Source organism: Streptomyces sp. SS1-1 (assembly GCF_008973465.1).
Lineage (GTDB): Bacteria > Actinomycetota > Actinomycetes > Streptomycetales > Streptomycetaceae > Streptomyces.
On the sequence record NZ_WBXN01000004.1, the window covers coordinates 7,085,994 to 7,111,465 of the forward strand.

At 74.4% G+C, this 25,472-nt stretch carries 23 protein-coding genes; 15 read left to right on the plus strand and 8 right to left on the minus strand.

Annotation, left to right across the window (positions count from 1 at the left end; genetic code table 11):
* Nucleotides 1-350 precede the first annotated feature (350 nt).
* Nucleotides 351-1,247, minus strand: a complete 897-nt coding sequence (locus tag F8R89_RS33785; protein WP_151787568.1) for a PfkB family carbohydrate kinase — start codon at nucleotides 1,245-1,247, stop codon at nucleotides 351-353.
* A 190-nt stretch (nucleotides 1,248-1,437) separates the two neighbouring features.
* On the opposite strand from F8R89_RS33785, the gene F8R89_RS33790 reads away from it, so the two are divergent.
* The 8 genes from F8R89_RS33790 (at nucleotide 1,438) to F8R89_RS33825 (ending at nucleotide 10,460) form a co-directional block, all read left to right on the plus strand.
* A complete protein-coding gene (locus F8R89_RS33790; RefSeq protein ID WP_151787569.1) occupies nucleotides 1,438-3,156 on the plus strand; it encodes a SpoIIE family protein phosphatase in 1,719 nt (572 codons plus the stop codon).
* A gap of 270 nt (nucleotides 3,157-3,426) precedes the next feature.
* Nucleotides 3,427-4,143 carry a FadR/GntR family transcriptional regulator gene (locus tag F8R89_RS33800; RefSeq protein WP_151787570.1) on the plus strand — a complete coding sequence of 239 codons (717 nt, stop codon included), beginning with the start codon at nucleotides 3,427-3,429 and terminating at the stop codon, nucleotides 4,141-4,143.
* On the plus strand, nucleotides 4,140-5,537 hold the full coding sequence (locus F8R89_RS33805) for a hypothetical protein (protein ID WP_151787571.1): 1,398 nt from the start codon (nucleotides 4,140-4,142) through the stop codon (nucleotides 5,535-5,537). The genes F8R89_RS33800 and F8R89_RS33805 overlap by 4 nt, the downstream gene beginning before the upstream one ends.
* On the plus strand, nucleotides 5,534-5,683 hold the full coding sequence (locus F8R89_RS36405; protein ID WP_192806304.1) for a hypothetical protein: 150 nt from the start codon (nucleotides 5,534-5,536) through the stop codon (nucleotides 5,681-5,683). The genes F8R89_RS33805 and F8R89_RS36405 overlap by 4 nt, the downstream gene beginning before the upstream one ends.
* Nucleotides 5,680-7,536 carry a GMC family oxidoreductase gene (locus F8R89_RS33810; protein ID WP_151787572.1) on the plus strand — a complete coding sequence of 619 codons (1,857 nt, stop codon included), beginning with the start codon at nucleotides 5,680-5,682 and terminating at the stop codon, nucleotides 7,534-7,536. The genes F8R89_RS36405 and F8R89_RS33810 overlap by 4 nt, the downstream gene beginning before the upstream one ends.
* A 206-nt stretch (nucleotides 7,537-7,742) precedes the next feature.
* Nucleotides 7,743-8,948, plus strand: coding sequence for a glycoside hydrolase family 64 protein (locus tag F8R89_RS33815; RefSeq protein WP_151787573.1), 1,206 nt, complete (start codon nucleotides 7,743-7,745; stop codon nucleotides 8,946-8,948).
* A gap of 205 nt (nucleotides 8,949-9,153) precedes the next feature.
* Nucleotides 9,154-9,948 carry an SDR family NAD(P)-dependent oxidoreductase gene (locus F8R89_RS33820; protein ID WP_151787574.1) on the plus strand — a complete coding sequence of 265 codons (795 nt, stop codon included), beginning with the start codon at nucleotides 9,154-9,156 and terminating at the stop codon, nucleotides 9,946-9,948.
* Nucleotides 9,949-10,169: 221 nt separating this feature from the next.
* On the plus strand, nucleotides 10,170-10,460 hold the full coding sequence (locus tag F8R89_RS33825; RefSeq protein ID WP_151787575.1) for a DUF6355 family natural product biosynthesis protein: 291 nt from the start codon (nucleotides 10,170-10,172) through the stop codon (nucleotides 10,458-10,460).
* 71 nt (nucleotides 10,461-10,531) lie between these two features.
* On the opposite strand, the gene F8R89_RS33830 is transcribed toward F8R89_RS33825, so the two are convergent.
* Entirely contained in the window at nucleotides 10,532-11,041 is a 510-nt protein-coding gene (locus F8R89_RS33830) for a CGNR zinc finger domain-containing protein (protein ID WP_151787576.1), read from the minus strand.
* A gap of 151 nt (nucleotides 11,042-11,192) precedes the next feature.
* Here F8R89_RS33830 and F8R89_RS33835 point away from each other — a divergent pair, with 151 nt between their 5' ends.
* The 3 genes from F8R89_RS33835 to F8R89_RS33845 are packed head-to-tail and all read left to right on the plus strand — an operon-like array spanning nucleotide 11,193 to nucleotide 14,770.
* Nucleotides 11,193-12,062, plus strand: a complete 870-nt coding sequence (locus F8R89_RS33835; protein WP_151787577.1) for an alpha/beta fold hydrolase — start codon at nucleotides 11,193-11,195, stop codon at nucleotides 12,060-12,062.
* 43 nt (nucleotides 12,063-12,105) lie between these two features.
* Complete coding sequence (locus F8R89_RS33840; protein WP_151787578.1) at nucleotides 12,106-12,990, plus strand: pyridoxamine 5'-phosphate oxidase family protein; 885 nt, start codon at nucleotides 12,106-12,108, stop codon at nucleotides 12,988-12,990.
* Between the two features lie 55 nt (nucleotides 12,991-13,045).
* Nucleotides 13,046-14,770, plus strand: a complete 1,725-nt coding sequence (locus F8R89_RS33845) for an MOSC and FAD-binding oxidoreductase domain-containing protein (RefSeq protein ID WP_151787579.1) — start codon at nucleotides 13,046-13,048, stop codon at nucleotides 14,768-14,770.
* 1 nt (nucleotide 14,771) lies between these two features.
* Here the strand turns inward: F8R89_RS33845 and F8R89_RS33850 are convergent, their stop codons facing one another.
* On the minus strand, nucleotides 14,772-15,269 hold the full coding sequence (locus F8R89_RS33850) for a MarR family winged helix-turn-helix transcriptional regulator (protein WP_192806305.1): 498 nt from the start codon (nucleotides 15,267-15,269) through the stop codon (nucleotides 14,772-14,774).
* 74 nt (nucleotides 15,270-15,343) lie between these two features.
* On the opposite strand from F8R89_RS33850, the gene F8R89_RS33855 reads away from it, so the two are divergent.
* The 4 genes from F8R89_RS33855 (at nucleotide 15,344) to F8R89_RS33870 (ending at nucleotide 19,870) form a co-directional block, all read left to right on the plus strand.
* Complete coding sequence (locus F8R89_RS33855; protein ID WP_151787580.1) at nucleotides 15,344-17,458, plus strand: MMPL family transporter; 2,115 nt, start codon at nucleotides 15,344-15,346, stop codon at nucleotides 17,456-17,458.
* 85 nt (nucleotides 17,459-17,543) lie between these two features.
* A complete protein-coding gene (locus F8R89_RS33860) occupies nucleotides 17,544-18,128 on the plus strand; it encodes a helix-turn-helix domain-containing protein (RefSeq protein ID WP_151787581.1) in 585 nt (194 codons plus the stop codon).
* Between the two features lie 92 nt (nucleotides 18,129-18,220).
* Nucleotides 18,221-19,048, plus strand: coding sequence for a class I SAM-dependent methyltransferase (locus F8R89_RS33865; RefSeq protein ID WP_151787582.1), 828 nt, complete (start codon nucleotides 18,221-18,223; stop codon nucleotides 19,046-19,048).
* 39 nt (nucleotides 19,049-19,087) lie between these two features.
* Nucleotides 19,088-19,870 carry a sulfite exporter TauE/SafE family protein gene (locus F8R89_RS33870; protein ID WP_151787583.1) on the plus strand — a complete coding sequence of 261 codons (783 nt, stop codon included), beginning with the start codon at nucleotides 19,088-19,090 and terminating at the stop codon, nucleotides 19,868-19,870.
* A 53-nt stretch (nucleotides 19,871-19,923) separates the two neighbouring features.
* On the opposite strand, the gene F8R89_RS33875 is transcribed toward F8R89_RS33870, so the two are convergent.
* The 5 genes from F8R89_RS33875 to F8R89_RS33895 form a co-directional block, all read right to left on the minus strand.
* The gene (locus tag F8R89_RS33875) at nucleotides 19,924-20,757 is read right to left on the minus strand and encodes a DUF1684 domain-containing protein (RefSeq protein ID WP_151787584.1); all 834 of its coding nucleotides are present in this window, start codon (nucleotides 20,755-20,757) and stop codon (nucleotides 19,924-19,926) included.
* Nucleotides 20,754-21,956: a homoserine O-acetyltransferase MetX gene (gene metX, locus F8R89_RS33880; protein WP_151788393.1), complete on the minus strand. Its 1,203-nt coding sequence runs from the start codon at nucleotides 21,954-21,956 to the stop codon at nucleotides 20,754-20,756. Before metX ends, F8R89_RS33875 begins: the two co-directional genes overlap by 4 nt.
* Nucleotides 21,953-23,314: a bifunctional o-acetylhomoserine/o-acetylserine sulfhydrylase gene (locus F8R89_RS33885; protein ID WP_151787585.1), complete on the minus strand. Its 1,362-nt coding sequence runs from the start codon at nucleotides 23,312-23,314 to the stop codon at nucleotides 21,953-21,955. Before F8R89_RS33885 ends, metX begins: the two co-directional genes overlap by 4 nt.
* 353 nt (nucleotides 23,315-23,667) lie before the next feature.
* A complete protein-coding gene (locus tag F8R89_RS33890) occupies nucleotides 23,668-24,612 on the minus strand; it encodes an amidohydrolase family protein (protein ID WP_151787586.1) in 945 nt (314 codons plus the stop codon).
* Nucleotides 24,613-24,690: 78 nt separating this feature from the next.
* Nucleotides 24,691-25,377: a DNA alkylation repair protein gene (locus tag F8R89_RS33895; RefSeq protein WP_151787587.1), complete on the minus strand. Its 687-nt coding sequence runs from the start codon at nucleotides 25,375-25,377 to the stop codon at nucleotides 24,691-24,693.
* Between the last annotated feature and the right edge of the window lie 95 nt (nucleotides 25,378-25,472).

Genomic DNA, 25,472 nt, shown 5'->3' on the forward strand with positions numbered 1-25,472 from the left:
GAGCGGCCCGGCCTCGCGTGAGCGGCCGGCCCGCCCGCCGCCCGCGTTCCGCGCTGGTCGTGAGCCCAGACGGCCGCCGTACGCGGGCCCTCGCGCAGTCGACGCCGGTCGGCTCGGCGTGTCGGGGCGGCCCGGGGTCGGGAGGGTGCCCGGCACGCCGGACCGGGCCGACAGCGCCCGCTCCCACCATCCCGCCTTAAGGGCCGCTTCCAGCACCCTTCGCCAGACCGTGCGGTCAGTCCGCCGCGTGCGAAGGCCCCCGGCGCAGTCGCCCGGTCGGCTCGGCGTGTCGGGGCGGCCCCGGGGACGGGAGGGTGCCCGGCACGCCGGACGGGGACGGTCCCGACCCCTCACACCTCCCGCATCCACGCACGCGTCCCGAACGACGTGCAGGAGTGGGCCGCCAGGGTCGCCGCGGTGCGTAGGGCGTCGGCGAAGTCCGTGCCGGTCAGGGCGGCGGTTCGCGCCAGCGCATGCGTCAGCGCGCCGTGCAGGACGTCGCCGGCGCCCAAGGTGTCGACCACGGGGACCTCGGGGACCTCCACCGTGCCGGCGCCGTCCGGGCCCGCCCACACCAGGGGACGCGGCCCGTGGCTGACGGCCGCCCAGGTGACGCCGTGGTCCCGCAGGAACCGAAGGGTGTCACTGGTGGCACCGGGTGGCCGGAAGGCCGCCGAGCACACGGCCACGTCGATGTACGGCAGCAGGTCCTCCGTCCCCGGCTTCCAGCTGCCTCCGTCTAGCACGGTCCGGCGCCCCGCCGCCCGCGCCGCACGCGCCGCGGCGAGGGCCGGCGCGGGGTGGTGGCCGTCGAACTGCACGATGTCGCAGGCGGCCAGCAGGGTGTCCAGGTCCGGGGGCGCGGGCGGGGCGAGCCGGTGCGCGCGGGCGTTGGTGGAGGCGACGGCACGCTCCCCGGTGTCGGCGGTGACCAGGACCGAGGACACGGCGGGCGGCTCGTCCCGGCCGGCCGCCAGGTCGGTCACGGTCACCCCCGCCCGGTCCAGGTCCGCCCGGACCATCTCGCCCAGCGGGTGCGAGCCGACCCCGGTGAGCAGCTGTGCCGCGCCCCCCAGATGGGTGAAGGTCACGGCAGCGTTCGCCGCCGGCCCCCCGGCCGTGACGAGCTGGTCGAGTGCCGTCACCTTCTCGTCGGGGGCCGGCACCCGGTCCACGAGCTGTACCACGTCCAGCGTGCACAGCCCGACGAACAGCCCGCGCGGGCGGCCCTCCGTCCGCGGTTCCATCCCCGCTCCTCCCGCCGAGTCGTGCGTACCGTGTGGCCATGGATCCTCCGACCCCCGACACCGGCCGCGCAAGGCAGGTGCCTTTCGGCCGTCCGGGGGCACACGGAGGACACACCGGGGCGGGGCGTGGCGCGAAAGGGCGTGCGGGCCCACGACCGGGGAACCCGTACCGATCGCAGGGAGGCACGACGTGGAAGGGTCGCAGGACTCGGAGACCCTGCGCCGCGAGGACGTGGCGCCGGTGCCCGCCGCGCTGTCCCGGGCCCTGGACGCCCTCGGCGTCGGCGCCTACCTCGTCGACGAACGCGGCCGCATCGTCGCGGTGAACGCGCAGGCGGAGCGCATGCTCGGCAGATCCGCCGGCGAAGTCGCCGGCTACGACGCCCACGACCTGCTGCACCGCGGCCCGCACGGCCAGCCGCTGCCGCACAGCCAGTGCGCCATGCGCCAGGCGTTCCACGCGGGCCGGCCGGCCCAGGGCACGGAGGAGTTCTTCGCGCTGCCCGACGGCTCCGTCCGACCCGTCGCCTGGCTGATCACGCCGTACACGGTCGAGGGCGAGGAGGAGGAACACACGCTGGTGGTCTTCCACCCGCAGGAGATCGCCGAGGAGCCGGCCGCGCCGCCGGAGACGCCGGTCGCCACCCTGACCGAGCTGGAGCGGCTGGCCCTGCTCGCCGAGGCCACCGCCCAGCTGACCTCGACGCTCGACACCGAGGAGACGCTGAGCCGGCTCAGCCATCTGGTCGTGCCCCGGCTGGCCGACTGGGTGATCGTCGACCTGGTCACCGAGCGCGACGAGGTGTGGCGGGACGTCGTCGCCCATGCGGACGGCGCCACCCTCAAGCGGCACGAGGACCTGGAGGGGCCCATGCCGCCCGTGCTGGCGGAGTCCCAGTGGCCGCTGTCGAGAGCCCTGCGCGGGGCGTCGTCCACCGTGACCGGACCCGAGCGGTATCACCGCCCGCCCGACTCCGGGATCGCCGTCGAGCAGCGCCGCCTGTTCGACCGTACGGGCATGCACTCGGCGGCCATCGCCCCCATCCGCGGCACGCGCGAGGTGCTGGGCGCGCTGACGCTGGGCCGCGCCGAGAACCAGGCGGAGTTCAGCACCGCCGACCTCCCGCTGGTCGAGGACATCGCGCGGCGCGCCGGGCTCGCCCTGGACAACGCCCGCCTGTACCAGCGTCAGCGCAAGGTCGCCGAGACCATGCAGAACCATCTGCTGCCGCAGATGCCGGGCGTCCCGGGCCTGGAGATGACGGCCCGCTATCTGCCCGCGCCGGACGCCTCGCAGGTGGGCGGCGACTGGTACGACGCGTTCCCGCTGTCCGACGGGGCGACCGCCCTGGCCATCGGCGACGTCGTCGGCCACGATCTGGAGGCGGCGTCCGGCATGGCGCAGCTGCGCAACATGCTGCGCGCCTACGCCTGGTCGCAGAACGAGCCCCCCAGCCGGATCGTGACCCGGCTCGACGAGGCGATGGAGCACATCACCGACGTCAGCATGGCCACCATGATCTTCGCGCGCATCGAGGCGCTGGACGACGGCACCTGGCAGCTGACCTGGACCAACGCGGGGCATCCGCCGCTGCTGCTGGTCGGCAGGGACGGGGTGGGCCGCTTCCTCGAGGGCGGGCACGGCGTGGCCCTGGGCACCGGGCTGCGCGCCAGGCGCCCCGACGCCCAGGCCGTGCTGGAGCCGGGCTCCACCCTCGTGCTCTACACGGACGGCCTCGTGGAGGAGCACGGCCAGATCCTCGACGTGGGCCTGGACCGGCTGCGCCGCCACGCGGCCGCCTACGTGCACCGGCCGCTCACCGTCCTCGCCGACCAGGTGCTGCGCCGCGTCCGCCCCGCCGACAACGACGACGACGTGGCCCTTCTCGCCCTGCGCGCACCGGCCTGAACGGGCAGGGATGGCTCCAGTAGGTTCCTCCGCAGCTCAGGGGGCGCTCGACCAGGCCGAGCCCGTATCGCCCGCCGGGCCAGAGCTGTTCGGCCTCCGCGCTCACCGGGACTGTCCGCAACGGCGAAGCACACTGCGACGTCACGCAACGCCGCTGGAACTGCCGTAGGAGACCCCCAAGGACCGTGTGCGCAGGAGGTGTTGACGCACAGTCAACCACGGTGGTTCAGTGGCTCAGTCACTGAACCACACCCGGGCTGGGGGCCTCGAATGGGAGCACTGCCGCGCGAGACGGTCGTCGACGTACTGGAGCAGCGCCTGCGCGAGCGGATCCTCGCCGGGCGCCATCCCGCCGGGAGCTATCTGCCCCCGGAGCGGGAACTCGCCGACGAGTACGGCGTCAACCGCACCACGCTCAAGCACGCGTTCGGCCGCCTGGTGCACGCGGGACTCCTCGAGACCCGGCACGGCGTGGGCACACGCGTCCGTGACTTCCTGCGGCTGGGCGGGGCCGACCTGCTGCCGATGCTGGTGCGGCACAGCCCCGACTGGATCGGGGAGATCTTCGAAGTGCGGCGCAGCATCGGCGCGTTGATCGCCGAGCGCGCCGCCTCCCGTGCCACCGAGGACCAGATCGCCGAACTGCGCCGCCTCGTCACGGCCGTGGGGGAGGCGGACGGCGGCGAGGACGCGCAGCTCGCGGACGCCGAGGTGCACCGCGCGCTCGCCCGCGCCACCGGCAACCGGGTGTACGTCCTGCTGACCAACACCCTGTTCAACGCCTATCTGCCGGTCCGTTCGGCACTCGTGGAGCCCTTCCAGGACGCCCGGGCCGCCCACGACCGGCTCGCCCCCGTCGTCGAGGCCGTCGCCGCGCGCGACGAGACCGGGGCCCGCACGGCCGCCGGGGCCTACCTGTCCACGACGGAACGCCTGATGCTCGAAGGGCTGGCCTCCGCCGGCCGGGGCCGGGGCGGGGAGCGGTGAGCACCCGCGGGACGGAGTTCCGGGAGACCCTGCTGGGCCGCGTACGCCTGGACGGGGAGGACCGCGAACGGCCCGTCCGCCTCGACCTCGTGGCCCGCGCCGGCACGGTGGTGCTGCCGCACCGCACCACCCTGGCCCGGCTCACCGGCCGCGTCCGGATCGCGGGACGCGCCGACGACGCCGACGCCACCGGGGAGTTGGAGATATCCCCGCTGGCCCGCCGCAGGATCCGCTACCGGATCACCTTCTCCCTGGAGGGGCGGCGCCTCGAACTGGACGGCTGGAAGTCCCTCTCCCCGGCCAGGCCCGTCACCTCGATGACCGTCCTGCCGTACAGCCTCCTCGAGGACGGCCGGCCGGCGGGGGAGGGCACGCTCCGCTTCCCGCTCGGCACCGGACTGCTGCCGTTCCTCACGAGCTTCCGGTTCCCCCGGACCTCCGCCGACCATCCCGGACGGCACCTCGCGGCCCGCTGGGACGGGCGGCCGGGCCGCACGGAGGTCTGGTACACCACCCTCACCGACCCGGCGACCGGCACCGGGGTCTGGCTGCACCACGAAGTCGTCGCCCCCACCGACGGATCGGCCGCCTACGCGCACGGCTGGGCCGCCGTCTTCCCCCCGAACGGCCCGGTCCGGCATGCCCGATTCGGGCCCGTCCCCGCGACCCGCGACACCGAGGGCTACGCCGCCGACGGCGTCCGCGTCGCCCCCGGCACGCTGTCCGGCAGCGCCGGCCCGTTCACCTGGTCGCTCACCGAGACACCGCAGGGCCCGCCGCTGCACACCTTCCCGCGCTGGTCCTGGCGCCACCCCTGGCTGCCCGCCAGCCATATGCTCCCGGCCTCCCGCTGCCGCTACACCGGCACCGTCCGCTACGGCGAGGGCGAACAGCTGCGCCTCGACGGCGCGTTCGGCGCGAGCGCCCGCATCTACGGCCACGGCAACGCTTCCCGCTGGGCCTGGCTCCACGCCGACCTGGGCGGCGGCGACCTTCTCGAGATCGTCGCCGCCGTGTCCACCCGACCCGGACTCGACCGGCTGCCCCCGCTCGTCTTCCTGCGCCTGCTGCGCGGCGGGCGGACCTGGCCGGGACGCGCCGAACGCACCGCCGTGGGCTGGGCGGGAGCGGGCCGCTTCACGTCCGACCTGGGCCTGCCCCGCTGGCGGGTGACCGGCCGGGCCGGCCTGCGCCGGATCCGGGTGACGGTGTACCAGCCCGAGGAGCGGACCCTGGCCCTGGACTACACCGACCCCGACGGATCCACCGCCGTCTGCCGCAACAGCGAGAGCGCCGACGCGGAGATCCGCCTGGAACGCTGGTGGGGGAGTTGGCGGCCGGAAGCGCACTGGCACCTGACGGGCACCGCCCACGCGGAGGTCGGCGAGCGGTGACCCCTCGTACGGACACCGCCGCCTTCCTCGCGGACGACGGCACCCCCGACCGGGCCCGGAGCATGCCCCGCCGCCTGCGCACCCTGCTGGACGCGATGCCGCGCTCCGCCTCAACCGCCGTCCTCGCCAAGGTCGGTGAGCGATGAGCCTCCGCCCGGACGCCGCCCTGCCGGCCCTCACCGCCGCCTTCCTCGCGGACGACGGCACCACCGACTGGGTGACGGGCGTCCCGCGCCGCCTGCGGACCCTGCTGGACGCGATGCCGCGCTCCGCCCGTGCCGCCGTCCATGGCGCCGCCCTCGCCGTCGACGCGTACGCCCTGGCCCGTACCGGTCGTCGCCTCACCGCGCTGACCCCCGGCGAGCGTGAGCGCCTGCTGGCCCGGCTCGCCGGGCACCGGAGCGCCCTGCCGGTGCTCGACGCGCTCAAGGTGCCGGTGCTGCTCGCCGCCGGGACGGAACGGATGCTGCACCGCGAGGCACCGTCCGCGCGGCCCGCCCCCGAGGACCCGCCGCTGGACTGCACGCCGTCCTCCGCCTGGCCCAGCCGGTCCACCGCCGACGCCGTCGTCGTCGGGTCCGGCGCCGGTGGTGCCATGGCGGCGCGCACCCTGGCCCGCGCCGGACTGCGGGTCGTCGTCGTGGAGGAGGGCGACCACCACACCACCGCCTCGTTCGCGGACCGGACCCCGCTCGACCGCTTCACCGCGCTGTACCGGGACGCCGGTGCCACGATCGCGTACGGGGCCCCTCCGCTGGTCGTCCCCACCGGGCGCGCCGTCGGCGGCACCACCGTCGTCAACTCCGGTACCTGCTACCGCACTCCGGACCACGTCCTCACCCGATGGCGCACCACCCACGGCTTCGCCGCCGCCGACGGTCTCGCCGCCCACCTCGACGAGGCGGAACGCACCCTGCGTGTCGCCCGGCAGCCGTTCGACGTCCTCGGCGAGAACGGCCGGCTCGCCCTGTCCGGCGCCCGGCGCCTCGGCTGGGCCGCGGGCCCCCTGCGCCGCAACGCGCCCGGCTGCCAGGGCTCCTGCCAGTGCGTCGTCGGCTGCCCCACCGGCGCCAAGCAGAGCGTGCAGCTCTCCGTCCTGCCCGACGCGTGCGCGTCCGGCGCCCGGATCGTCACGGCCGCCCGCGTGCGCCGCATACTCACCGACCGCGACCGGCCGGGCGGCACCCGCGCCGCGGGCGTCCTGGTGAGCCGCCCCGACGGCAGCGAACTGGAGATCCTCAGCCCCCTCGTCGTGGTGGCGGCCGGTGCCCTCGGGACGCCGCAACTCCTGCGCCGCTCCGGTCTCGGCGGTCATCCCGGCCTCGGACGGAACCTCAGCGTCCATCCCGCCATCAGTGTCGCGGGCCGCTTCGGCACCCCCGTCGGCGGCGGGCGGGCCGTCCTGCAGAGCGTCGCGGTGGAGGCACTGCACGCCGACGGCATCCTCATCGAGGCCACCGCCGCGCCCCCGGGCATGAGTTCCTTCGTGCTGCCGGGCGTCGGACGCGCGCTCCGCCACGCGCTGGAGGACACCGAACACCTGGCGACGCTCGGGGCGATGGTCGCCGACCGCCCCTCCGGCCGGGTCCTCGGCCGGCACGGCACCCTGCTCCGCTACGACCTGGCGCCCCGCGACGCGGGCCGTCTGCTGCGCGCCCAACGGGCCATGGGCCGCCTGCTGTTCGCCGCCGGTGCCGAGGAGGTCCTGACCGGCGTCCCGCACGCCCCCCGCGCCCGCGACATGGCGGAACTGGAGGCCCTGCTCGCGGATGTGTCGGTACGTCAGCTCCACGTGTCCGCGTTCCACCCCACCGGTACGGCCGCGGCGGGCGCCGACGAGGACCGGGCGCCGGCCGACCCGGAGGGACGTCTGCGGGGCGTGCACGGCGTACTGATCGCCGACGGGTCCGTACTGCCCAGCTGCCCCGAGGTGAACCCGCAGCTCAGCATCATGGCGGCCGCCCTTGCCGTCACGGACCGCTGGCTGCGGGCGGACTGACGAGGTGACGGAGCGGCACGGGGCGGAGCGTCAGGAGGGCGGGGCGGCCGGTCACCGGCCGCCCCGCTCTCTCTTTCCCCGGTAGTCGATTCCGGTAGCCGATTCCCGGCAGTCGATATTGGTTGAGTCGTTGACAGGTCCATACCAGGGCGGGACTCTGAGAGCGCTCTCAGATCGTCGATCCCCCACTCGAACGGAGACGGAGCATGGGGAAGACACTCGAACGCCGGATCGCGGCCGCGGGCCTGTCCCTCGCCACGATCCTCGGCGGCACGCTGCTCGCGACCGGGACGGGCGCACCCGCCCACGCCGCCGTCCCGGCGACCATCCCCCTGAAGATCACCAACAACTCGGCGCGCGGTGACCAGGTGTACGTCTACAACCTCGGCACCGAACTCTCGACCGGACGGCAGGGCTGGGCCGACGCGAACGGCACCTTCCACCCCTGGCCGGCCGGCGGGAACCCGCCGACCCCCGCGCCGGACGCCTCCATCGCGGGCCCCGCCGCCGGACAGTCCACGACCATCCGGATGCCGAAGTTCTCCGGGCGCGTGTACTTCTCGTACGGGCGGAAGCTGGAGTTCAAGCTGACCACCGGCGGACTCGTCCAGCCCGCCGTGCAGAACCCGAGCGACCCGAACCGCGACATCCTGTTCAACTGGACCGAGTACACGCTCGACGACGGCGGCCTGTGGCTCAACAGCACCCAGGTCGACATGTTCTCCGCGCCGTACTCGGTCGGCGTGCAGCGCCCCGACGGCAGCACCGCGAGCGCCGGCAAGCTGAAGGCGGGCGGCTACAACGCCGTCCTGAACGGGCTCAGGAACCAGTCCGGCGGCTGGGGCAACCTGATCCAGACCCGCTCCGACGGCACCGTGCTGCGCGCGCTGTCCCCGCTGTACGGTCTGGAGACCGGCGCGCTGCCCGTCTCCGTGCTGGACGACTACATCAACCGGGTCTGGCAGAAGTACACCTCGGCGACCCTGACGGTGACACCGTTCAAGGACCAGCCGAACACCAAGTACTTCGGCCGGGTCTCGGGCGGCGTCCTGCGCTTCACCAACAGTGCCGGCGCGGTCGTCACCCAGTTCGAGAAGCCGGACGCCTCCTCCGTCTTCGGCTGTCACCGCAAGCTCGACGCGCCCAACGACCAGGTGCGCGGCCCGATCTCGCGCACCCTGTGCGCCGGATTCCACCGCTCCACCCTGCTGGTCAACCCCAACCAGCCGGACGCCTCCGCGGACGCCTTCTACAAGGACGGCGTCACCGACCACTACGCCCGGGTGATCCACTCCCAGATGGCCGACGGCAAGGCGTACGCGTTCGCCTTCGACGACGTCGGCAACCACGAGTCCCTCGTCCACGACGGAGACCCGCGCCAGGCCACGATCACCCTCGAACCCTTCAACTGACCCACCGCCGAAGGCATGCCACCCCCCACCGAACGTACGCCACCGGCCGCCGGGAGCCCGTCCCCCGGCGGCCGGTGGCATGACGCCCGCACCCGCCCGCTGCCCGCATGCGCTCGATAGAAGCCATCGCGCTCTGAGGGCGTACGCAACGAACGCCGCGGGGTACCCGAACACGGACGAACGGACACGGGAAAGGGCTGTAGGCATGCAGATCGATCTGAAAGGCCGCACCGCGCTGGTGACCGGTTCCACCCAGGGCATCGGCGCGGCGATCGCCGTCGGGCTGGCCCGCTCGGGGGCGCGGGTCGGCGTCAACGGCCGTAGCCGGGACCGTGTGGAGCGCAGCGTCGCCGAGTTCGGCAGCCGGGCGCCCGGCGCCCAGCTGGTCCCGGTGGCGGCGGACGTGACCACGCAGGAGGGCGTCGACCAGGTGGCCGAACTCCTTCCCGAGGTGGACATCCTCGTCAACAACCTCGGCATCTTCGGCTCCGCCGACCCCCTGGAGATCAGCGACGAGGAGTGGCGTCGCTACTTCGACGTCAACGTGCTGTCGGCCGTACGGCTGATCCGGCGGTACCTGCCCGGCATGGTCGAGCGCGGCTGGGGCCGGGTGCAGAACATCGCCAGCGACTCGGCGATCGTGACCCCGGCCGAGATGATCCACTACGGCATGTCCAAGACGGCCCTGCTCGCGGTGAGCCGCGGGTTCGCCAAGCAGGCGGCCGGCACCGGGGTCACCGTGAACTCGGTCCTCGCCGGCCCCACCCACACGGGCGGCGTGGAGGACTTCGTCTACGAGCTGGTGGACAAGGACCTGCCCTGGGACGAGGCGCAGCGGACCTTCATGCGCGAGTACCGGCCGCAGAGCCTGCTGCAACGCCTGATCGAACCGGAGGAGATCGCCAACATGGTCGTCTACCTCGCCTCCGACCTGGCCTCGGCCACCACGGGCGGCGCGGTGCGGGTCGACGGCGGGTACGTCGACGCGATCCTGCCGTGACGGCCGCGATCCTGCCGTGACGGCCTTACACGGTGCCGGGGGAGTGCGCGGGACGAGCGGTCCAGGATCGCCCCAACGGCCTACGGGCCGAACGATTCACCAGGTGAACGGGGCGTGCGGGGCCCGGAGCGCCGGACGCCCGGCGGAATGCTGAGGGGCGTACCGACCCCTCGACGGGCGGGGACGTCCGGTCCGCCGCCCGCACCGGCCAAGGAGTTCCCTTGAGTTTTCGCCGTACGCTGACCGGCGTCCTCGGTTCCGCCGCCCTCGCGCTGACGTCCCTCGGCATGGTGACCGCCCATGCGGGCCCGGCCGCCGCGGACCCCTGCGGCTTCTACGAGACCAGCTCCGACGCGTACTACAACCACTGCACGTCGGACGGCTCCCGTGTGGTGATCCAGGTGCGGGTCGCCTACGCCGCCGACTACGAGCGCTGTGTGGCGCCGGGCCGGACCTGGCTCGGCTCCGCCGCCAAGATCCAGGGCGCGCACTACGTCGGCCGCACCTGCTGACGCGTCCGCGGAAGACCACGGGCCCCGTTCCCACCGACTCTGGTGGGGGCGGGGCCTTTGCGTCGGCCGGGTCAGTCCGGTCGGTGGGCGGCCGCCTGGCGGGTGCGCTCGTAGTGGCGCCGGGCCTTCATACGGTTGCCGCACAGGGCCATCGAGCACCAGCGCCCCTTGTTCGTCTTGCTGCGGTCCAGGAGGAACCGGCGGCACTCCTCGTTGGCGCACGGGCGCAGCCGGCCGGGCATCGTCTCCTGGATCGCGCCCCAGGCCAGGACCGCCTCCACCGCCAGTCGCCGGTCGGTGGGCGGCCTCGGCTCCCACGTCACGCCGTCGGCGTCGACGCGCGGATGCGAGGTGACGCCCTCCAGCAGCGGGCCGAGGGCGGTGGCGGGGGCGTCGCCGCGGACGACCCGCTGGAGCAGGTCGCGTGCCTCGACGAGATGCCGGCGCTCGGCGGGGGTGCCGCTGCCGCCGTGCTCGCGCTGCCAGGCGCGGGCGGCCTCGGGGTCGGCGAGCAGATCCTCCGGGGTGCCGTCGACCACGGGGGTGCTGTTGAGGAGCTCCACCAGGGTGTCCTGCTCCATGCGTCCGCCTCCTCACCTGTCCGTTCGCCCTGCGCAGGCTACAGCCTGCCTCCGTCCAGCCATCCTAACTCTTAAAAGTGTGTTGACAGGTTAGGTCGGTCGTGGTCGACTGTGTGTGTAACCAGCGAACGGCTCTAGAGGGGTTAGAAGCATGGAGTACGCAGTGCACCACCGCACCGTCACCGTCGACGGCCTGGAGGTCTTCTACCGGGAGGCCGGCGACCCCGGCGCCCCCACCGTCGTCCTGCTGCACGGCTTCCCGACCAGCTCGCACATGTTCCGCGGCCTGATCCCGGCGCTCGCCGACCGCTACCACGTCATCGCCCCGGACCACATCGGCTTCGGCCGGTCTGCCGTGCCGGCCCTCCAGGACTTCCCGTACACCTTCGACGCGCTCACCGACATCACCGAGGGGCTGCTGCGGCGGCTGGGCGTCGAGCGGTTCGCGATGTACGTGATGGACTACGGCGCGCCCATCGGCTGGCGCCTCGCCCTGCGCGGCCCCGACCGGATCACCGCGATCGTCACCCAGAACGGCAACGCCTACGAGGAGGGGCTCGTCCCGGAGTTCTGGAAGGACGTCTTCGCCTACGGCGAGCACCCCGGCCCCGACACCGAGGCCCCCATGCGGACCGCCCTCACCCCGGAGGGCGTGCGCTGGCAGTACCTCACCGGCGTCCCGGACCCGAGCCTCGTCAGCCCCGACGCCTGGACCCACGACCTGGCCCTGCTGGACCGCCCCGGCAACGACCTGATCCAGCTGCGGCTGTTCCGCGACTACCCGACCAACGTGGCCCTCTACCCGAAGGTCCACCAGTGCTTCCGCGACAGCCAGGTCCCGCTGCTCGCGGTCTGGGGGGCCAACGACCCGATCTTCGGCCCGGCCGGCGCGGAGGCGTTCCGGCAGGACCTGCCCGACGCCGAGGTCCGTCTGCTGGACACCGGGCACTTCGCCCTGGAGTCGCACCTGGGCACCATCGCCGGGGCCATGCGCGACTTCCTCGGCCGCGTCCTGGTCTGACCCCACGCACCGCACCGCGGCACAAGGAGAGGAGGCGGTCCGGATGAACGCGTCGGGCTTCCATGAGGGGGAGCGCGCCGTCCAGGCGCGGGCGGGGGCCACGGAGGAGGCGGCCCGGCTGCACGGCATGCTGCGGCCGCCGTGGCTGGGCGGGGGGCTGCGCGCGGCCCTCGCGGCACGGACCTTCGCCGTCCTCACCGCCCGCGACCGGGACGGGGCGCTGTGGATCTCCCCCCTCACCGGTGAGCCGGGCTTCCTGGACGGGGACGGCACCACCCTCACCGTGGCCGCCGCACCCCGGGCCGGTGACCCGCTGCACGCCCTGCCCGTTCCGCAGCCCGCCGGGCTCCTCGCGATCGACCTTGGTCTCCGGCGCCGTATCCGGGTCAACGGCCGGCTGACGGACGGCACGGACGGCGCCCTGACCATCGAGGCCGAGCAGGCGTTCGGCAACTGCCCCGCCTACATCCGCCCCCGCCTCCTCGCCCCGGACGCCACCGCCCCGGCGGGCGCGTCGGCTCCTACGGCCGTCCGGGCCGGGCTGGACGACCGGGACCGTGCGCTGATCGAGGGCGCCGACACCTTCTTCCTCGGCACGACGCACCCCGACCGGGGCACCGACGCCTCCCACAAGGGCGGCGCGCCCGGCTTCGTACGCGTCGAGGGCGGGGAGCTCTGGTGGCCCGACTACGCCGGGAACAACCTCTTCACCAGCCTCGGCAACCTCACCGTCGACCCGGCCGCGGCCCTGCTGTTCCTCGACTTCACGACCGGCCGCACCCTGCACCTCAGCGGTGAGGCCACGGTGGAGTGGCGGGACCCGGCGGCCGCCGGGGACGAGGGCGGCACCGGGCGCCGGGTCCGGTTCCGGCCCCGGCGGGTGCGCGGGAGCCGCATCCCGCTGCGTGAGGCGGCTCCCGTCCCGTGATCGACATGAGCGCGGGCGCCGGACCGTCTTGACTGGTACCGGAAGGAGCGTCCGGATGCCCTCACTGCTGTCGGTCAACGTGGGACTGCCCCAGGACGTGCCCTGGCAGGGCCGGACCGTCCGCACGGGCGTGTGGAAGCACTCCGTGTCCGGCCCGGTCATGGCCCGCCGGCTGAACCTCGACGGCGACGGCCAGGGTGACACCCAGGGGCACGGCGGGGAGCAGCGCGCGGTGCTCGTCTACCAGATCGACTCCTACCGGTACTGGCAGCGGCACCTCGGACGGGACGACTTCGTCCCCGGGCAGTTCGGGGAGAACCTCACCGTCGACGGCCTGCCCGACGACGAGGTGTGCATCGGCGACCGGTACCGGATCGGGGAGGCGGAGTTCGAGGTCACCCAGCCCCGGGTGACCTGCTATCGCGTGGGGCTGCGGATGGGCGTGCCCGAGATGCCCGCGCTGCTCGTCGCCCACCACCGGCCCGGCTTCTACCTGCGGGTCGTCCGCGAGGGGCTGATCCGGGCCGGCGACCCGATCGTCCGGACCCGGACCGGCCCCGGCGCGCTGACCGTCGCCGACACCGACGCCCTGCTCTATCTCCCCGGACGGGACCCGGCCCTGCTGCGGCGGGCGCTCGCCATCCCCGCGCTCAGCCCCGGCTGGCAGGGTTCCTTCCGCGACCTGCTGGCGGCGCAGGACGGGGAGCCCGCCGCCGACGCGCCCGCCTGGGAGGGGTTCCGGTCCCTGCGCGTGTCCGCCGTGACCGCCGAGACGGACACGGTCGTCTCCCTCCACCTGACGTCGGCCGACGGGACACCGCTGCCCGACGCCCGCGCCGGCCAGTACCTCACCGTGCGGGTCCCGGGCACCGCGCGGCCGGCACCGATCCGCAGCTACTCGCTCTCCGCGGTCCCCGGCGCCGACGGCTACCGCATCAGCGTCAAGCACGAACCGCACGGCACCGCCAGCGGCTATCTGACGACGGCGCTGCGGCCCGGAGCCGTCCTCGAGGCCGCGGCGCCGCGCGGCGACTTCGTCCTGGACGCCGGTACGGAACCGGTGCTCCTCGTCTCCGCCGGGATCGGCGTCACCCCCGTCCTGGGCATGCTCCACGAACTCGCCGCCCGCTCCCCGGACCGGGACGTCTGGTGGCTGCACGGCGCCCGCGGCCCGCGCGAGCACCCCCTGGCCGCCGAGGCCCACGCCGTACTGGGCTCCCTGCCGCACGCACACGAGCACGTCTTCTACAGCGCGGCCACCCCCGAGGAGCGGGACAGGGCCCACGCGGCCCCCGGACGCCTCACCCCGGACGCCGTCCGGGCCCTGGGGGTGCCGCCCGAGGCGAGCGCCTACGTGTGCGGGCCCGCCTCCTTCATGACGGACATGCGGCGGGCGCTCACCGACGCCGGTATCGACCCCGCCCGCGTCCACACCGAGCTGTTCGCGACCCTGCCTCCCCTCACGCCCGGCCTGACCGGGACCGGGGCGCCGGCCCCGCACCCGCCGCCCGGCCCGCCCGGCACCGGTCCACGGGTCACCTTCGCCCGCAGCGGGGTGACGGCACCGTTCCCCGACGGCGCGCACAGCCTGCTCGACCTCGCCGACGCCTGCGACGTACCGGCCCGCTGGAGCTGCCGTACCGGGGTGTGCCACACCTGTGTCACCCCGGTCCTGTCGGGCGAGGTCGGCTACGCGCCCGCGCCCCTGGAGCCGCCGCCGGCCGGACAGGCCCTCATCTGCTGCTCCCGGCCGCGCACCGACGTCGTCCTGGACATGTGACTCAGGCCGGATCGGCGCGCAGCGGGACGAGCTCCGCGTTCAGCTCGCGCAGGAACCGCACGACGACGGCCAGTTCGTCGGGGGAGAAGCGGCTCAGGGCCGTGTCGGTGCGCTCCGCGAGCGGGCGGAAGTAGTCCCGGGCGACGGCCCTGGCCGGCTCGGCGTAGTGCAGGTGCACCACCCGGCGGTCGTCCGCCGCCCGGACGCGGTGGATGTGCCCAGCCCGCTCCAGACGGTCGAGGCACGCCGTGACGGCACCGGACGTCAGGTTGAGCTGCCGGCGGAGCCGCCCGGGGGTCATCGGACCGGCCTCGGGGTCGGCGTCGAGGATCGCGATGAGCGCCTGCATGTCGGTCAGGTGCAGTCCCTGCGCCTGGGCGAACTCCTGCGTGATGCGGTTGAACTCGCTGTTCATCCGGCGCAGAAGAACGGCGAACGACTGCAACCCTGTCGGGTCGTCCGCCGGAACAGTGGGGGAGGGCACCTCTGGACCGCTCATGAGTGCAGTATAAGATCACTCAATGAGTGAGATACTTTGCCATTGAGTTAACTTGACTACCGCATGGGATGCTCATGAGAACCGCACCGCGCTGGGCCCGGTGGCTCGTCCCCGTCGTCCTGCTGCTCGTCTGGCTGGGCGTCGGCGGAGCGCTCGGACCCTACGCAGGCAAGCTCGGCGAGGTCGCCACCAACGACCAGGCCGCCTTCCTGCCCCAGAGTGCCGAGTCCACCCAGGTGCTGAAGGCGCGGGAGGCCTTCGACCAGTCCGAGACGCTGCCCGCGATCGTCGTCTGGACGGCGGACGGCGAGAAGGTGTCCGAGGCCGAGCGGGCCGAGGCCACCCGGGCCGTCGCCGCGCTCGCCGGCGAGCCCGGCATCGTGGGCCGGCCGTCGCCCGCGCTGCCCTCCGACGACGGTGAGGCGCTGCAGGCCGTCGTCCAGCTCAGGCCCGACCTCGGCGACGACCTGGAGCCCACCCTCGACGCGGTCCGCGCCGCCGCCGGCAGCGTGTCCGGCACCACGGCGCAGATCGCCGGCCCGGCCGCCAGCCAGGCCGACCTGTCGGACGCCTTCGCGGGCATCGACGGGCTGCTCCTCGGCGTGGCCCTCGGCGCCGTACTGGTGATCCTGCTGCTGGTCTACCGCAGTGTGCTGCTGCCACTGCTGATCATCCTGGGCTCCGTCTTCGCCCTCGCGCTCGCCTGCGCCGTCGTCTACGTCCTGGCCGACCACGACGTCGTCCGCGTCGACGGACAGGTGCAGGGCATCCTCTCCATCCTGGTGATCGGCGCCGCCACCGACTACGCCCTCCTGCTGGCCGCCCGCTTCCGGGAGGAACTGGCCCGCGGCGGTGACCGGGCCGCCGCCGCGCTCGCCGCGGTGCGCCGCTCCTTCGGCGCCATCACCGCCAGCGCGGCCACCGTCGCGCTCGGCCTGCTCGCGCTCCTCGCCAGCGACCTCACCAACAACCGCGCGCTCGGACCCGTCGGCGCCATCGGCATCGTGTGCGCCGTCCTGTCCACGCTCACGTTCCTGCCGGCCGTGCTCGCCCTCCTCGGGCGCGCCGCCTACTGGCCGTCGAAGCCGCAGCCGGCCGAGGAGTCGGCGCAGGGCCGCGGCGTGTGGCGCCGGGTCGCCGCCACGGTGGCCGGCAGGCCCCGCCGCACCTGGGTGGTGACCGCCCTCGTCCTCGGCGTCTTCGCGGTCTTCTCGCCCCAGCTGTCCTCCAAGGGCGTGCCGCTCGACGAGATCTTCGTCAACGACGCCCCGTCGGTGTCCGCCCAGCGCACGCTCGGCGAGCACTTCCCCGGCGGCTCCGGCAACCCGGCCGTCATCATCGCCTCGGCCGACCGCGTCGACGAGGTGACCGCCGCCGCCGAGGACACCGAGGGCGTGGCGTCCGCCGGCGCCGTCTCGAAGTCCGGCCGGCCCGGCGGCGGGGAGCCCCTCGTCGTCGACGGACGCGTCCGCGTCGACGCCACGCTGAAGGCCGCCGCCGACAGCGACGCCGCCAAGGCGGCCGTCGAGCGGCTGCGCGCGGAGGTGCACGCGATCCCCGGCGCCGACGCCCTGGTCGGCGGCTACACGGCCCAGCAGTACGACACCCAGGAGACCGCCGCCCGCGACCGTACGGTCATCGTGCCGGTCGTCCTCGTGATCATCCTGCTGATCCTGATGCTCCTGCTGCGCTCCCTGCTGGTCCCGGTGCTGCTCGTCGCGACCGTCGCCCTGAACTTCCTGGCGACGCTCGGGGTGTCCACGCTCGTCTTCGAGCATCTGCTCGGCTTCAGCGGCACGGACGCCTCGGTCCCGCTGTACGGCTTCGTCTTCCTGGTCGCGCTCGGCGTGGACTACAACATCTTCCTGATGTCCCGGGTCCGCGAGGAGGCGCTGCTCCACGGCCACCGGGAGGGCGTGCTGCGCGGCCTGACCACCACCGGAGGCGTGATCACCTCGGCGGGCGTGGTGCTCGCCGCGACCTTCGCGGCCCTCATGGTGATCCCGCTCGCGTTCCTCGTGCAGATCGCGTTCATCGTCGCCTTCGGCGTCCTGCTGGACACGCTCGTGGTCCGCTCCCTGCTGGTCCCCGCGCTGATGATCGACATCGGGCGGCGGGCGTGGTGGCCCAGCTCCCTGGCACGGCGCGAGCCCGAACCGGTGGAAGCGGCGGTCGAGGAAACGGTGTGACAGCGGGCGGGGGCTCCTCCGGACAGCCGGGGAGCCCCCGCCCTCTTCCGTACCGCCCTTGTGCCGGCGGCATACGCTCTTGCCCATGACGCAAGACGACGACGGCGACCTCGACACCCTGGTCCGCAGACGCATCCGCGCCCTCCGCGTGGCCCAGGGCTGGTCCCTGGAGGATCTGGCCACCCGCGCCCGGGTCAGTCAGTCCACGCTCAGCCGGATCGAGAACGGGCAGCGCCGGCTCGCGCTGGACCAGCTCGTCACCCTCGCCCGGGCCCTGGACACCACCCTCGACCAGCTCGTGGAGACCGCCACCGACGACGTGATCGTCAACCCCACGGTGGACGCGGCCCACGCCCAGAAGCGCTGGCCCGTCCGGGCGGAACCGGGCATGACCGTCATCCGCCGGCGCCTGACCGGCCCCCCGCCCGACAACCCGGCGCGGATGCGCGCGCACCCGGGCCGCGAATGGCTCGTCGTCCTCTCCGGCACCGCCGTCCTGCTCCTCGGCAACCGCCGGCTGCGCGTCGAGACCGACCAGGCGGCCGAGTTCCCCACGATGCTCCCGCACGCCATCGGCGCCGAGGGCGGCCCCTGCGAGATCCTCGGCATCTTCGACCGCGACGCCCGCCGCGGCCACCAGCGCGGCCGGGACACACGCCCCGCGCCCTGACCTCTTGCGCCCCGCGCATACGGACGGCCCAGCGCCTTGCGCATCCCGGCACGCGGACCGTCCCCCGCGCCGCCCGCACCTAGCGTGAGGCCATGAGCCACACCCACCACCACACCGGCGACCTGGCGGAGATCCTCGACCTGGACGCCGACGTCATGGCCCGGCACACCGCGTCCATCGCCGCATGGCTGCCCGTCGAGACCGCCCCCCGGCAGATCCTCGACCTCGGCTGCGGCACCGGAGCCGGCACCCTCACCCTGCTGGAACGCTTCCCCACGGCCCGTGTCACGGCCGTCGACGCCTCCGCCACACACCTGGACCGGCTGCGCGAGCACGCCGCCGCGGCCGGGGCGGCCGACCGCGTCCGCCTCGTCCAGGCGGACCTCGACGCCCCGTCGTGGCCCGGCCTGGACACCCCCGACCTCGTGTGGGCGTCCGCCTCGCTGCACCACCTCGCCGACCCCGACGGCGCCCTGCGCCGGGTGCGCGAACTGCTCGCCCCCGGAGGGCTGTTCGCGGTCGTCGAACTGGCCGGCTTCCCCCGGTTCCTGCCGCCGGAGGCCCCGGCGGACGCGCCCGGCCTGGAGGAGCGGTGCCATGCGGCCGGGGACCACCGGCACGCGGACCACGTCCCCCACCGCGGGGCCGACTGGGGCGACAAGCTGACGCGGGCCGGCTTCACCGTCGCCGGACAGCGCACCGTCGACGTGGAGATCGGCCCGCCCGCCCCCGAGCCCGTACGCCGTTACGCCCTCGCGGGCTGGACCCGGATGCGCGGCAACGCGGCCGCCACGCTGGACGCCCGGGACCTGGCCGCGTTCGACGCCCTCCTCGACCCCACAGGTCCCGACGGCCTGCTGCACCGGCCCGACCTGACGCTGCGCACCCGACGCGAGGTGTGGGCGGCCCGCCGCCCCTGAAGCACGGGTACAGTTCCCCGGCCGCGGAAAGGAGCCGGGATGAACGGGCCGACGGAACTGTACGGTCTCGCCGCCGGTCTGGTGATCGCGCTCGTCACCGCGCCGGTCGGGGTGTCGGGCGCCGTGTTCCTGCTCCCCGTGCAGCTCAGCGTGTTCGGCGTGCCCAGTCCCGCGGTCACGCCGACGAACCTGCTCTACAACGTGGTCGCGGGCCCCGGCGCCCTCCTGCGGCACCTGCGGGAGGGCACCCTCGCCGGTCCCCTGGTCCGGCTGCTGGTGCTCGGCACCCTGCCCGGCGTGGTCATCGGCGCCGTCGTCCGGGTCTTCGCCGTCCCCGGCGCCACCGCGTTCCGGTTCCTGGTGGCCGGGCTGCTCACCCCGCTGGGCCTGTGGCTCGTCGCGCGCACCCTGCGGCCCGCCCGGACACCCCGGCGCGCGGAGCCGTCACCGCGCGCCGTCGTCACGCTGGCCCTGGCGGTCGGCGTCGTCGGCGGGATCTACGGCATCGGCGGCGGCTCCCTGCTCGGACCGATCCTCGTGGGCCGCGGCATGCGGGTCGCCGTGGTCGCCCCGGCCGCCCTCGCGTCCACGTTCGCCACCTCGGTGGTCGGCGCGGCGGCCTTCGCCGTGCTGGCGCTCACCGGCTCGGGCGATGTCGCCCCCGACTGGTCCCTCGGCCTGGCCTGCGGCGTCGGCGGACTCATCGGCGGCTACCTCGGCGCCCGCCTCCAGCCCCGGCTGCCGGAACGGGCGCTGCGGCTGCTCCTCGGCGCCCTGGCCGCCGGCGTCGGGGCCCTCTACGTGGTGCGCGCTCTGGGCTGAGCGGACGCGCGCCGGCCCGGCGCGCCCGACGGGCACGCGCCGGGCCGGCCGCGTCACCCGGCGATCGGCTTCGTCCGCTCGTACGGGATCCGCTCGCCGGCCTCGACCGGCACCGGCAGCCGGTACTCGGCGGGCGGCAGCGGGCAGGTCGCCAGATCGGTGTAGGCGCACGGCAGGTTGGTGGCCCGGTTGAAGTCGAGGGTCACCGTGCCGTCGGCGGCCGGCGCGTCGATGCTCAGGGAGCGGTTGGCGGCGTAGGTGGTCACCCCGGACGTCGCGTCGGTGAACAGCACCTGGAGGCTGCCCGGCGTGTGCCCGTTGAACGCGGTCAGCCGCAGCGGCGTGCCGTCGATGCGGAAGCTGATCTCGCCCGGCGCGTCGTACACGTGCTGCAGCCCTTCGACGGCCGCGCCCACCGTGGTCGGCCGGGGCTCCGCGAAGGGCGTGTACGTGCCGGTGACGACCCAGCGCGGATGCGGCGCGTACGCCGGTGTCCCGGCGAAGCGCGTGCGCAGCGGGTTCTCCGGGTGCCGGGGCCGGATGAGGTCCTGTCCGCCGCGCTTGGCGACCTCGATCACGGCGTCGCCCCACACGGCCTCGACGCCGCCGCGCTCCGGGATCACTCCGAAGGTGTGCCGTCCGCGCACGGGCGTGCCGTCGACTACCAGTTCCTCTCCCTCGGCGAGGTCGACACCCACCCCTTCGCCGTCCGTCCACCAGGCGCCCGGCGCGTCCGGGAAGCGCCGCGGCTCGGTGTCCAGCCAGTGCAGGCCGGTGATGGCGAGGAAGCCGTGCTCCCGGGCGAGGGAGGCGTCCTTGTGCCGGTGCCACTCCTCCCACGCGGAGGTGAAGGCGGCGAGGTCGGTGACGGTGTCCTGGACGGTCATGCGTGCTCCTGGGAGAGAGGTGACGGGGCGGGTCGGGCGGTGGTGCGGGCGGCGGGCGGCAGCAGTTCCCGGACGAGTCCGGCGACCTGGTCCGTCTCGATGAGGAACCCGTCGTGCCCGTACGGCGACTCGATCACCCGCGCGGTGTCCGCGCCGGGGATGCCCGCCGCCAACTCGGCCTGCTGCGACGGCGGGTAGAGGCGGTCCGAGTCGACCGCCGCGACCAGGGTCCGGGCGCGCACCCGGCGCAGGGCGGCGCGCGCCCCGCCCCGGCCGCGGCCCACGTCGTGACTGTTCATGGCCTCGGACAGGACGACGTAACTGCCCGCGTCGAAGCGGCGGACCAGCTTGGCCGCGTGATGGTCCAGATACGACTCGACCTGGTACCGGCCGCCGTCCCACGGGTCCTCCGCTCCCTGCGGCGTACGGCCGAAGCGCGACCGGAGTTCGGGCTCGCTGCGATAGGTCACATGGGCGATCCGCCGGGCCTGGCCCAGACCGGCGTCGGGGCCCGTACCGGTGTGGTGGTAGTGGCCGCCCCGCCACGCCGGGTCGGAGCGGATGGCGTGCGTCTGGACGCCGGCCCAGGCGATCTGCTCGGCGCTCGCCGCCGCCGTCGTGGCGATCAGCAGCAGCGCGTCGGTGCGTTCCGGGTGGGTGACCGCCCACTCCAGTGCCCGCATGCCGCCCATGGAGCCGCCCAGCACGAGCGCCCAGCGTTCGACGCCGAGCGCGTCCGCGAGCCCCACCTCGGCGGCCACCTGGTCGCGTTGGGTCAGGAACGGGAAGTCGCCGCCCCAGGGCCGGCCGGACGGCCCCGGCGACGAGGGGCCCGTGCTGCCCTGGCAGCCGCCGAGCACGTTCGGCGCCACGACGAAGTAGCGGTCCGTGTCGAGCGCGCGCCCCGGCCCGATGAGCGCGTCCCACCAGCCCGCCGTGGGATGCCCCGGCCCGGCGGGACCCGCCGCGTGGGAGTCGCCGGTGAGGGCGTGCAGCACCAGCACCGCGTTGCGCCGGTCCGGCGCGAGACGCCCCCACGTCTCGAACGCCAGCCTTAGCTCCGGGAGTTCACCCCCCGCCTCCAGCGTCAGCGGCCGTTCGCGCACATGCCAACGGCGCCGCCCGGGCGGGTCCCCCTCCCGCCAGGCCCCGGAGGCCGGCGGGAGGGGGACCGGGGACGGGGGAGTCACGGCGTTCAGGACGCGCCCTTCGCCGCGCGGAACCCGGCCTCCAGATCGGCCTTGAGGTCGGCGAGGTTCTCGATGCCGACCGACAGGCGCACCAGGCCGGGGGAGGTGCCGGTCGCCGCCAACTGCTCGGCGTCCAGCTGGCTGTGGGTGGTGGACGCCGGATGGATGATGAGGCTGCGCACGTCCCCGATGTTGGCGAGGTGGCTGAACAGCTCGACGGCGTCCACGAACCGCTTGCCCGCCTCCACGCCGTCCCGCAGCTCGAAGGAGAGCACCGCGCCCGCGCCGCGCGGCAGATACCGCCGGGCCGCCTCGTACCAGCGGCTGGACTCCAGCCCCGGGTAGTGGACGGCGGCGACCTCGTCGCGCTGCTCCAGCCACTCCGCCAGCGCCTGCGCGTTCTCCGAGTGCCGTTCGATCCGCAGGCTCAGCGTCTCCACGCCCTGCAGCAGCAGGAACGCGGAGTGCGGGGAGAGGGCGGGCCCGAGGTCGCGCAGCAGTTGCACCCGCAGCTTGACGGCGAAGGCGCCCGGGCCGAGCGCCGGCCAGTACCGCAGACCGTGGTAGCTGGGGTCGGGCTCGGAGAAGTCCGGGAACCGCTCGGCGTGCGCGCCGAAGTCGAAGGTGCCGCCGTCGACCACCACACCGGCGATCGCGGTGCCGTGCCCGCCGAGGAACTTGGTCGCCGAGTGCACCACGACGTCCGCGCCGTGCTCCAGCGGCCGCAGCAGGTAGGGCGTGGGCACGGTGTTGTCCACGATCAGCGGCACCCCGGCCTCGTGCGCCACGTCCGCGACGGCCCGCACGTCGAGGACGTTGCCGCGCGGATTGCCCAGCGTCTCCGCGAACAGCGCCTTCGTGTTCGGCCGGACCGCCGCACGCCACGCGTCGAGGTCGTCGGGGTCCTCCACGAACGACACCTCGACGCCGAACCGGGGCAGCGTGTGCCGGAACAGGTTGTAGGTGCCGCCGTACAGCGACGCGCTGGAGACGATGTGGTCCCCGGCGCCCGCCAGCGTCAGGATCGCGAGGGTCTCGGCGGCCTGCCCGGAGGACAGCGCCACGGCGGCCACCCCGCCCTCCAGGGCGGCGACGCGCTGCTCGAAGACGTCCTGGGTGGGGTTGTGGATCCGGGTGTAGATGTTGCCGGGCTCGGCCAGCGAGAACAGGTCGGCCGCGTGCCGGGTGTCCCGGAACACGAACGACGTCGTCTGGTAGATCGGCGTCGCCCGCGCGCCGGTCGTCGGGTCGGCGGTGGCGCCGGCGTGGATCTGCTTCGTCTCGAAGGACCACGCGGAGGTGTCGGGGCCGGTGGGGTCGTCCTCGGGGGTGTGGCCGGCGGTGACGGAGTCGAGGGGCTGGCTCATGGTTCTCCCTGGGTGCGGGTGTGGCGGTGCCTGGGACGGCGGAAGGGGAGGGTTCAGGACACCGCTGGCCGGCCGGCGCGACCGCGCCCGGAACCGGGCAGGCGTCGGCGATCGGCTCGAAGCGGTGGGAAAAGGGTTCTGACGTCGGAGGACGAGGTCAGCTCACGACGGAACACGCCGTGGTGGTGACACGCACGTAGTCAACGTGGCGGCGGGTCACGAGCACGGTCATGGAGCCAGGTAACCACACGGGAGCGGGTCCGCACCAGTCACCCGGGACGAACCGCGCGGCGCGGACCAGCCGGGGCGCCCACCGCCCGGACGGCTCACCGGACGTCGAACCACCCTGCGGTTCAGGGCAGTTCGAACAGCTTCGCGGCGTTGTCGTGGCACACGGCCCGCAGCCACTCCTCGCCGAGCCCCAGCCGTTCCAGCACCCGGAGCTGATGCGCGTACGGGTAGGGGATGTTGGGGAAGTCGGAGCCGAGCAGGACGCGGTCGCCGAGCGCGGCGAGCCGGGGGAGCGCCCGGCGCGGGAACGGCATCATGCCCTCGGTGAAGTCCGTGAACGCCATCGTGGTGTCCAGGCGCACCTGCGGGTACCGCTCGGCGAGGGAGAGGAAGTCCTCGTACTCCGGCATGCCCAGATGGGCGACGATCAGCCGCAGTCCGGGGTGCCGCGCGAGCACCCGCCCGATCGGGCCCGGCCCGGTGTGCCTGCCGGGCGCGGGCCCCGAACCGCAGTGGACCACGACGGGGACGGCGGCCTCCGCGAGCAGTCCCCACGCCCCGTCCAGCAGCTCGTCCGCCGGGTCGTACGCCCCCACCTGGACATGCGCCTTGAACACCCGGGCGCCCGCGTCGACGGCCTCCCGCACATACGTCTCCACGCCGGGCTCGGGGAACAGGGTCGCCGTGTGCAGGCAGTCGGGAGTGCGGCGGGCGAAGTCCACGGCCCAGCCGTTCAGCCAGCGGGCCATGCCGGGCTTGTGCGGGTAGAGCATCGCGGTGAACGCCCGCACCCCGAAGTCCCGCAGCAGGGACGCCCGTTCGTCCTCCTCGGCCCGGTAGGTGATCGGCCACTCGACGCCGCCGGTCAGCGGCCCCAGCGCGTCGAAGTACGCCCACACCTTGTGCAGCACGCGCTCCGGCATGAAGTGGGTGTGGACGTCGATCAGACCGGGCAGCCCGAGCCCCTCCCGGAAACGGCGGACCTCCAGCACCTCGGCCTCACGGCCCGCCGCGGCGGGCTCGGCGGAACCGGTGCGGGGCGTCTGCGGCGAGAGGTGGTCCGTCATGCCGTTCACGATCACCCCTGACGCCGGGGAAGGTCCACTGCCCGCCCTTGTGCGGAAGATCACTCCGCACGGCGCCGGCTACGCCTCCGCGCGCCGCCGCACCATCTCGTCGATCCACACCGGGGCGAACGGCGACGTGCAGCCGGGGGACGTCGGATAGTCCTTCAGGACCTCCAGCCGCTCCCCGACGGCGATGGCCCGCGCCCGGTGCCCGGGGTGCTCGATGCCGATCTGCGCCAGGCAGTGGTTCATCGCCCACTGCAGACGCGGCGGGGCGTCCTTCATCTCCGCCTCGATCGTGTCGAGCAGCCCCGGCAGGTCCAGGCCGTCCGGCCGCTTCGCCACCCGCTCGGTGGTCAGCGCCCAGCCGGCGCTCGCGACCACGGGGTCCGGATCGGCGAACCAGGCGACGCGCAGCTCCTCGGCGTGCGGGCTCCTGCGCACCACATACGTCACGAGCCAGTCGTGCACCTTGGGGGTGCGCGCCTCCCGCAGCATGCCGTCCAGCTCGTCCCGGCCGAACGCCTTCGGCCGGCAGATCAGCAGGGCCAGCAGCCGCGCCGCCGAGTCACCTGTCGCCCAGAGGTCCCGGGCGAGCTCCTGCTGCGTCTTCAGCCGCTTCGCGATCGCGCGGAGCTTGCCCAGGTTCACGCCGTGGTCGTCGCCGTGCCGCTCGTTCTCCGCCCGCGTCCTGGGGTCCTCCAGCGCGGCCAGCTCCGCCCTCACCTCGGCCACCGTCGGACCGGTCCCCGCCGCCTGGGTCATCACGGCCTCCCGTCGTAAACGCCCTGCTGTGCGCGGGCAGCATACGGCGCCGGTTGGACATCCGGAGTGCGGGAACCCGGGGCTGCGGAGTGGGC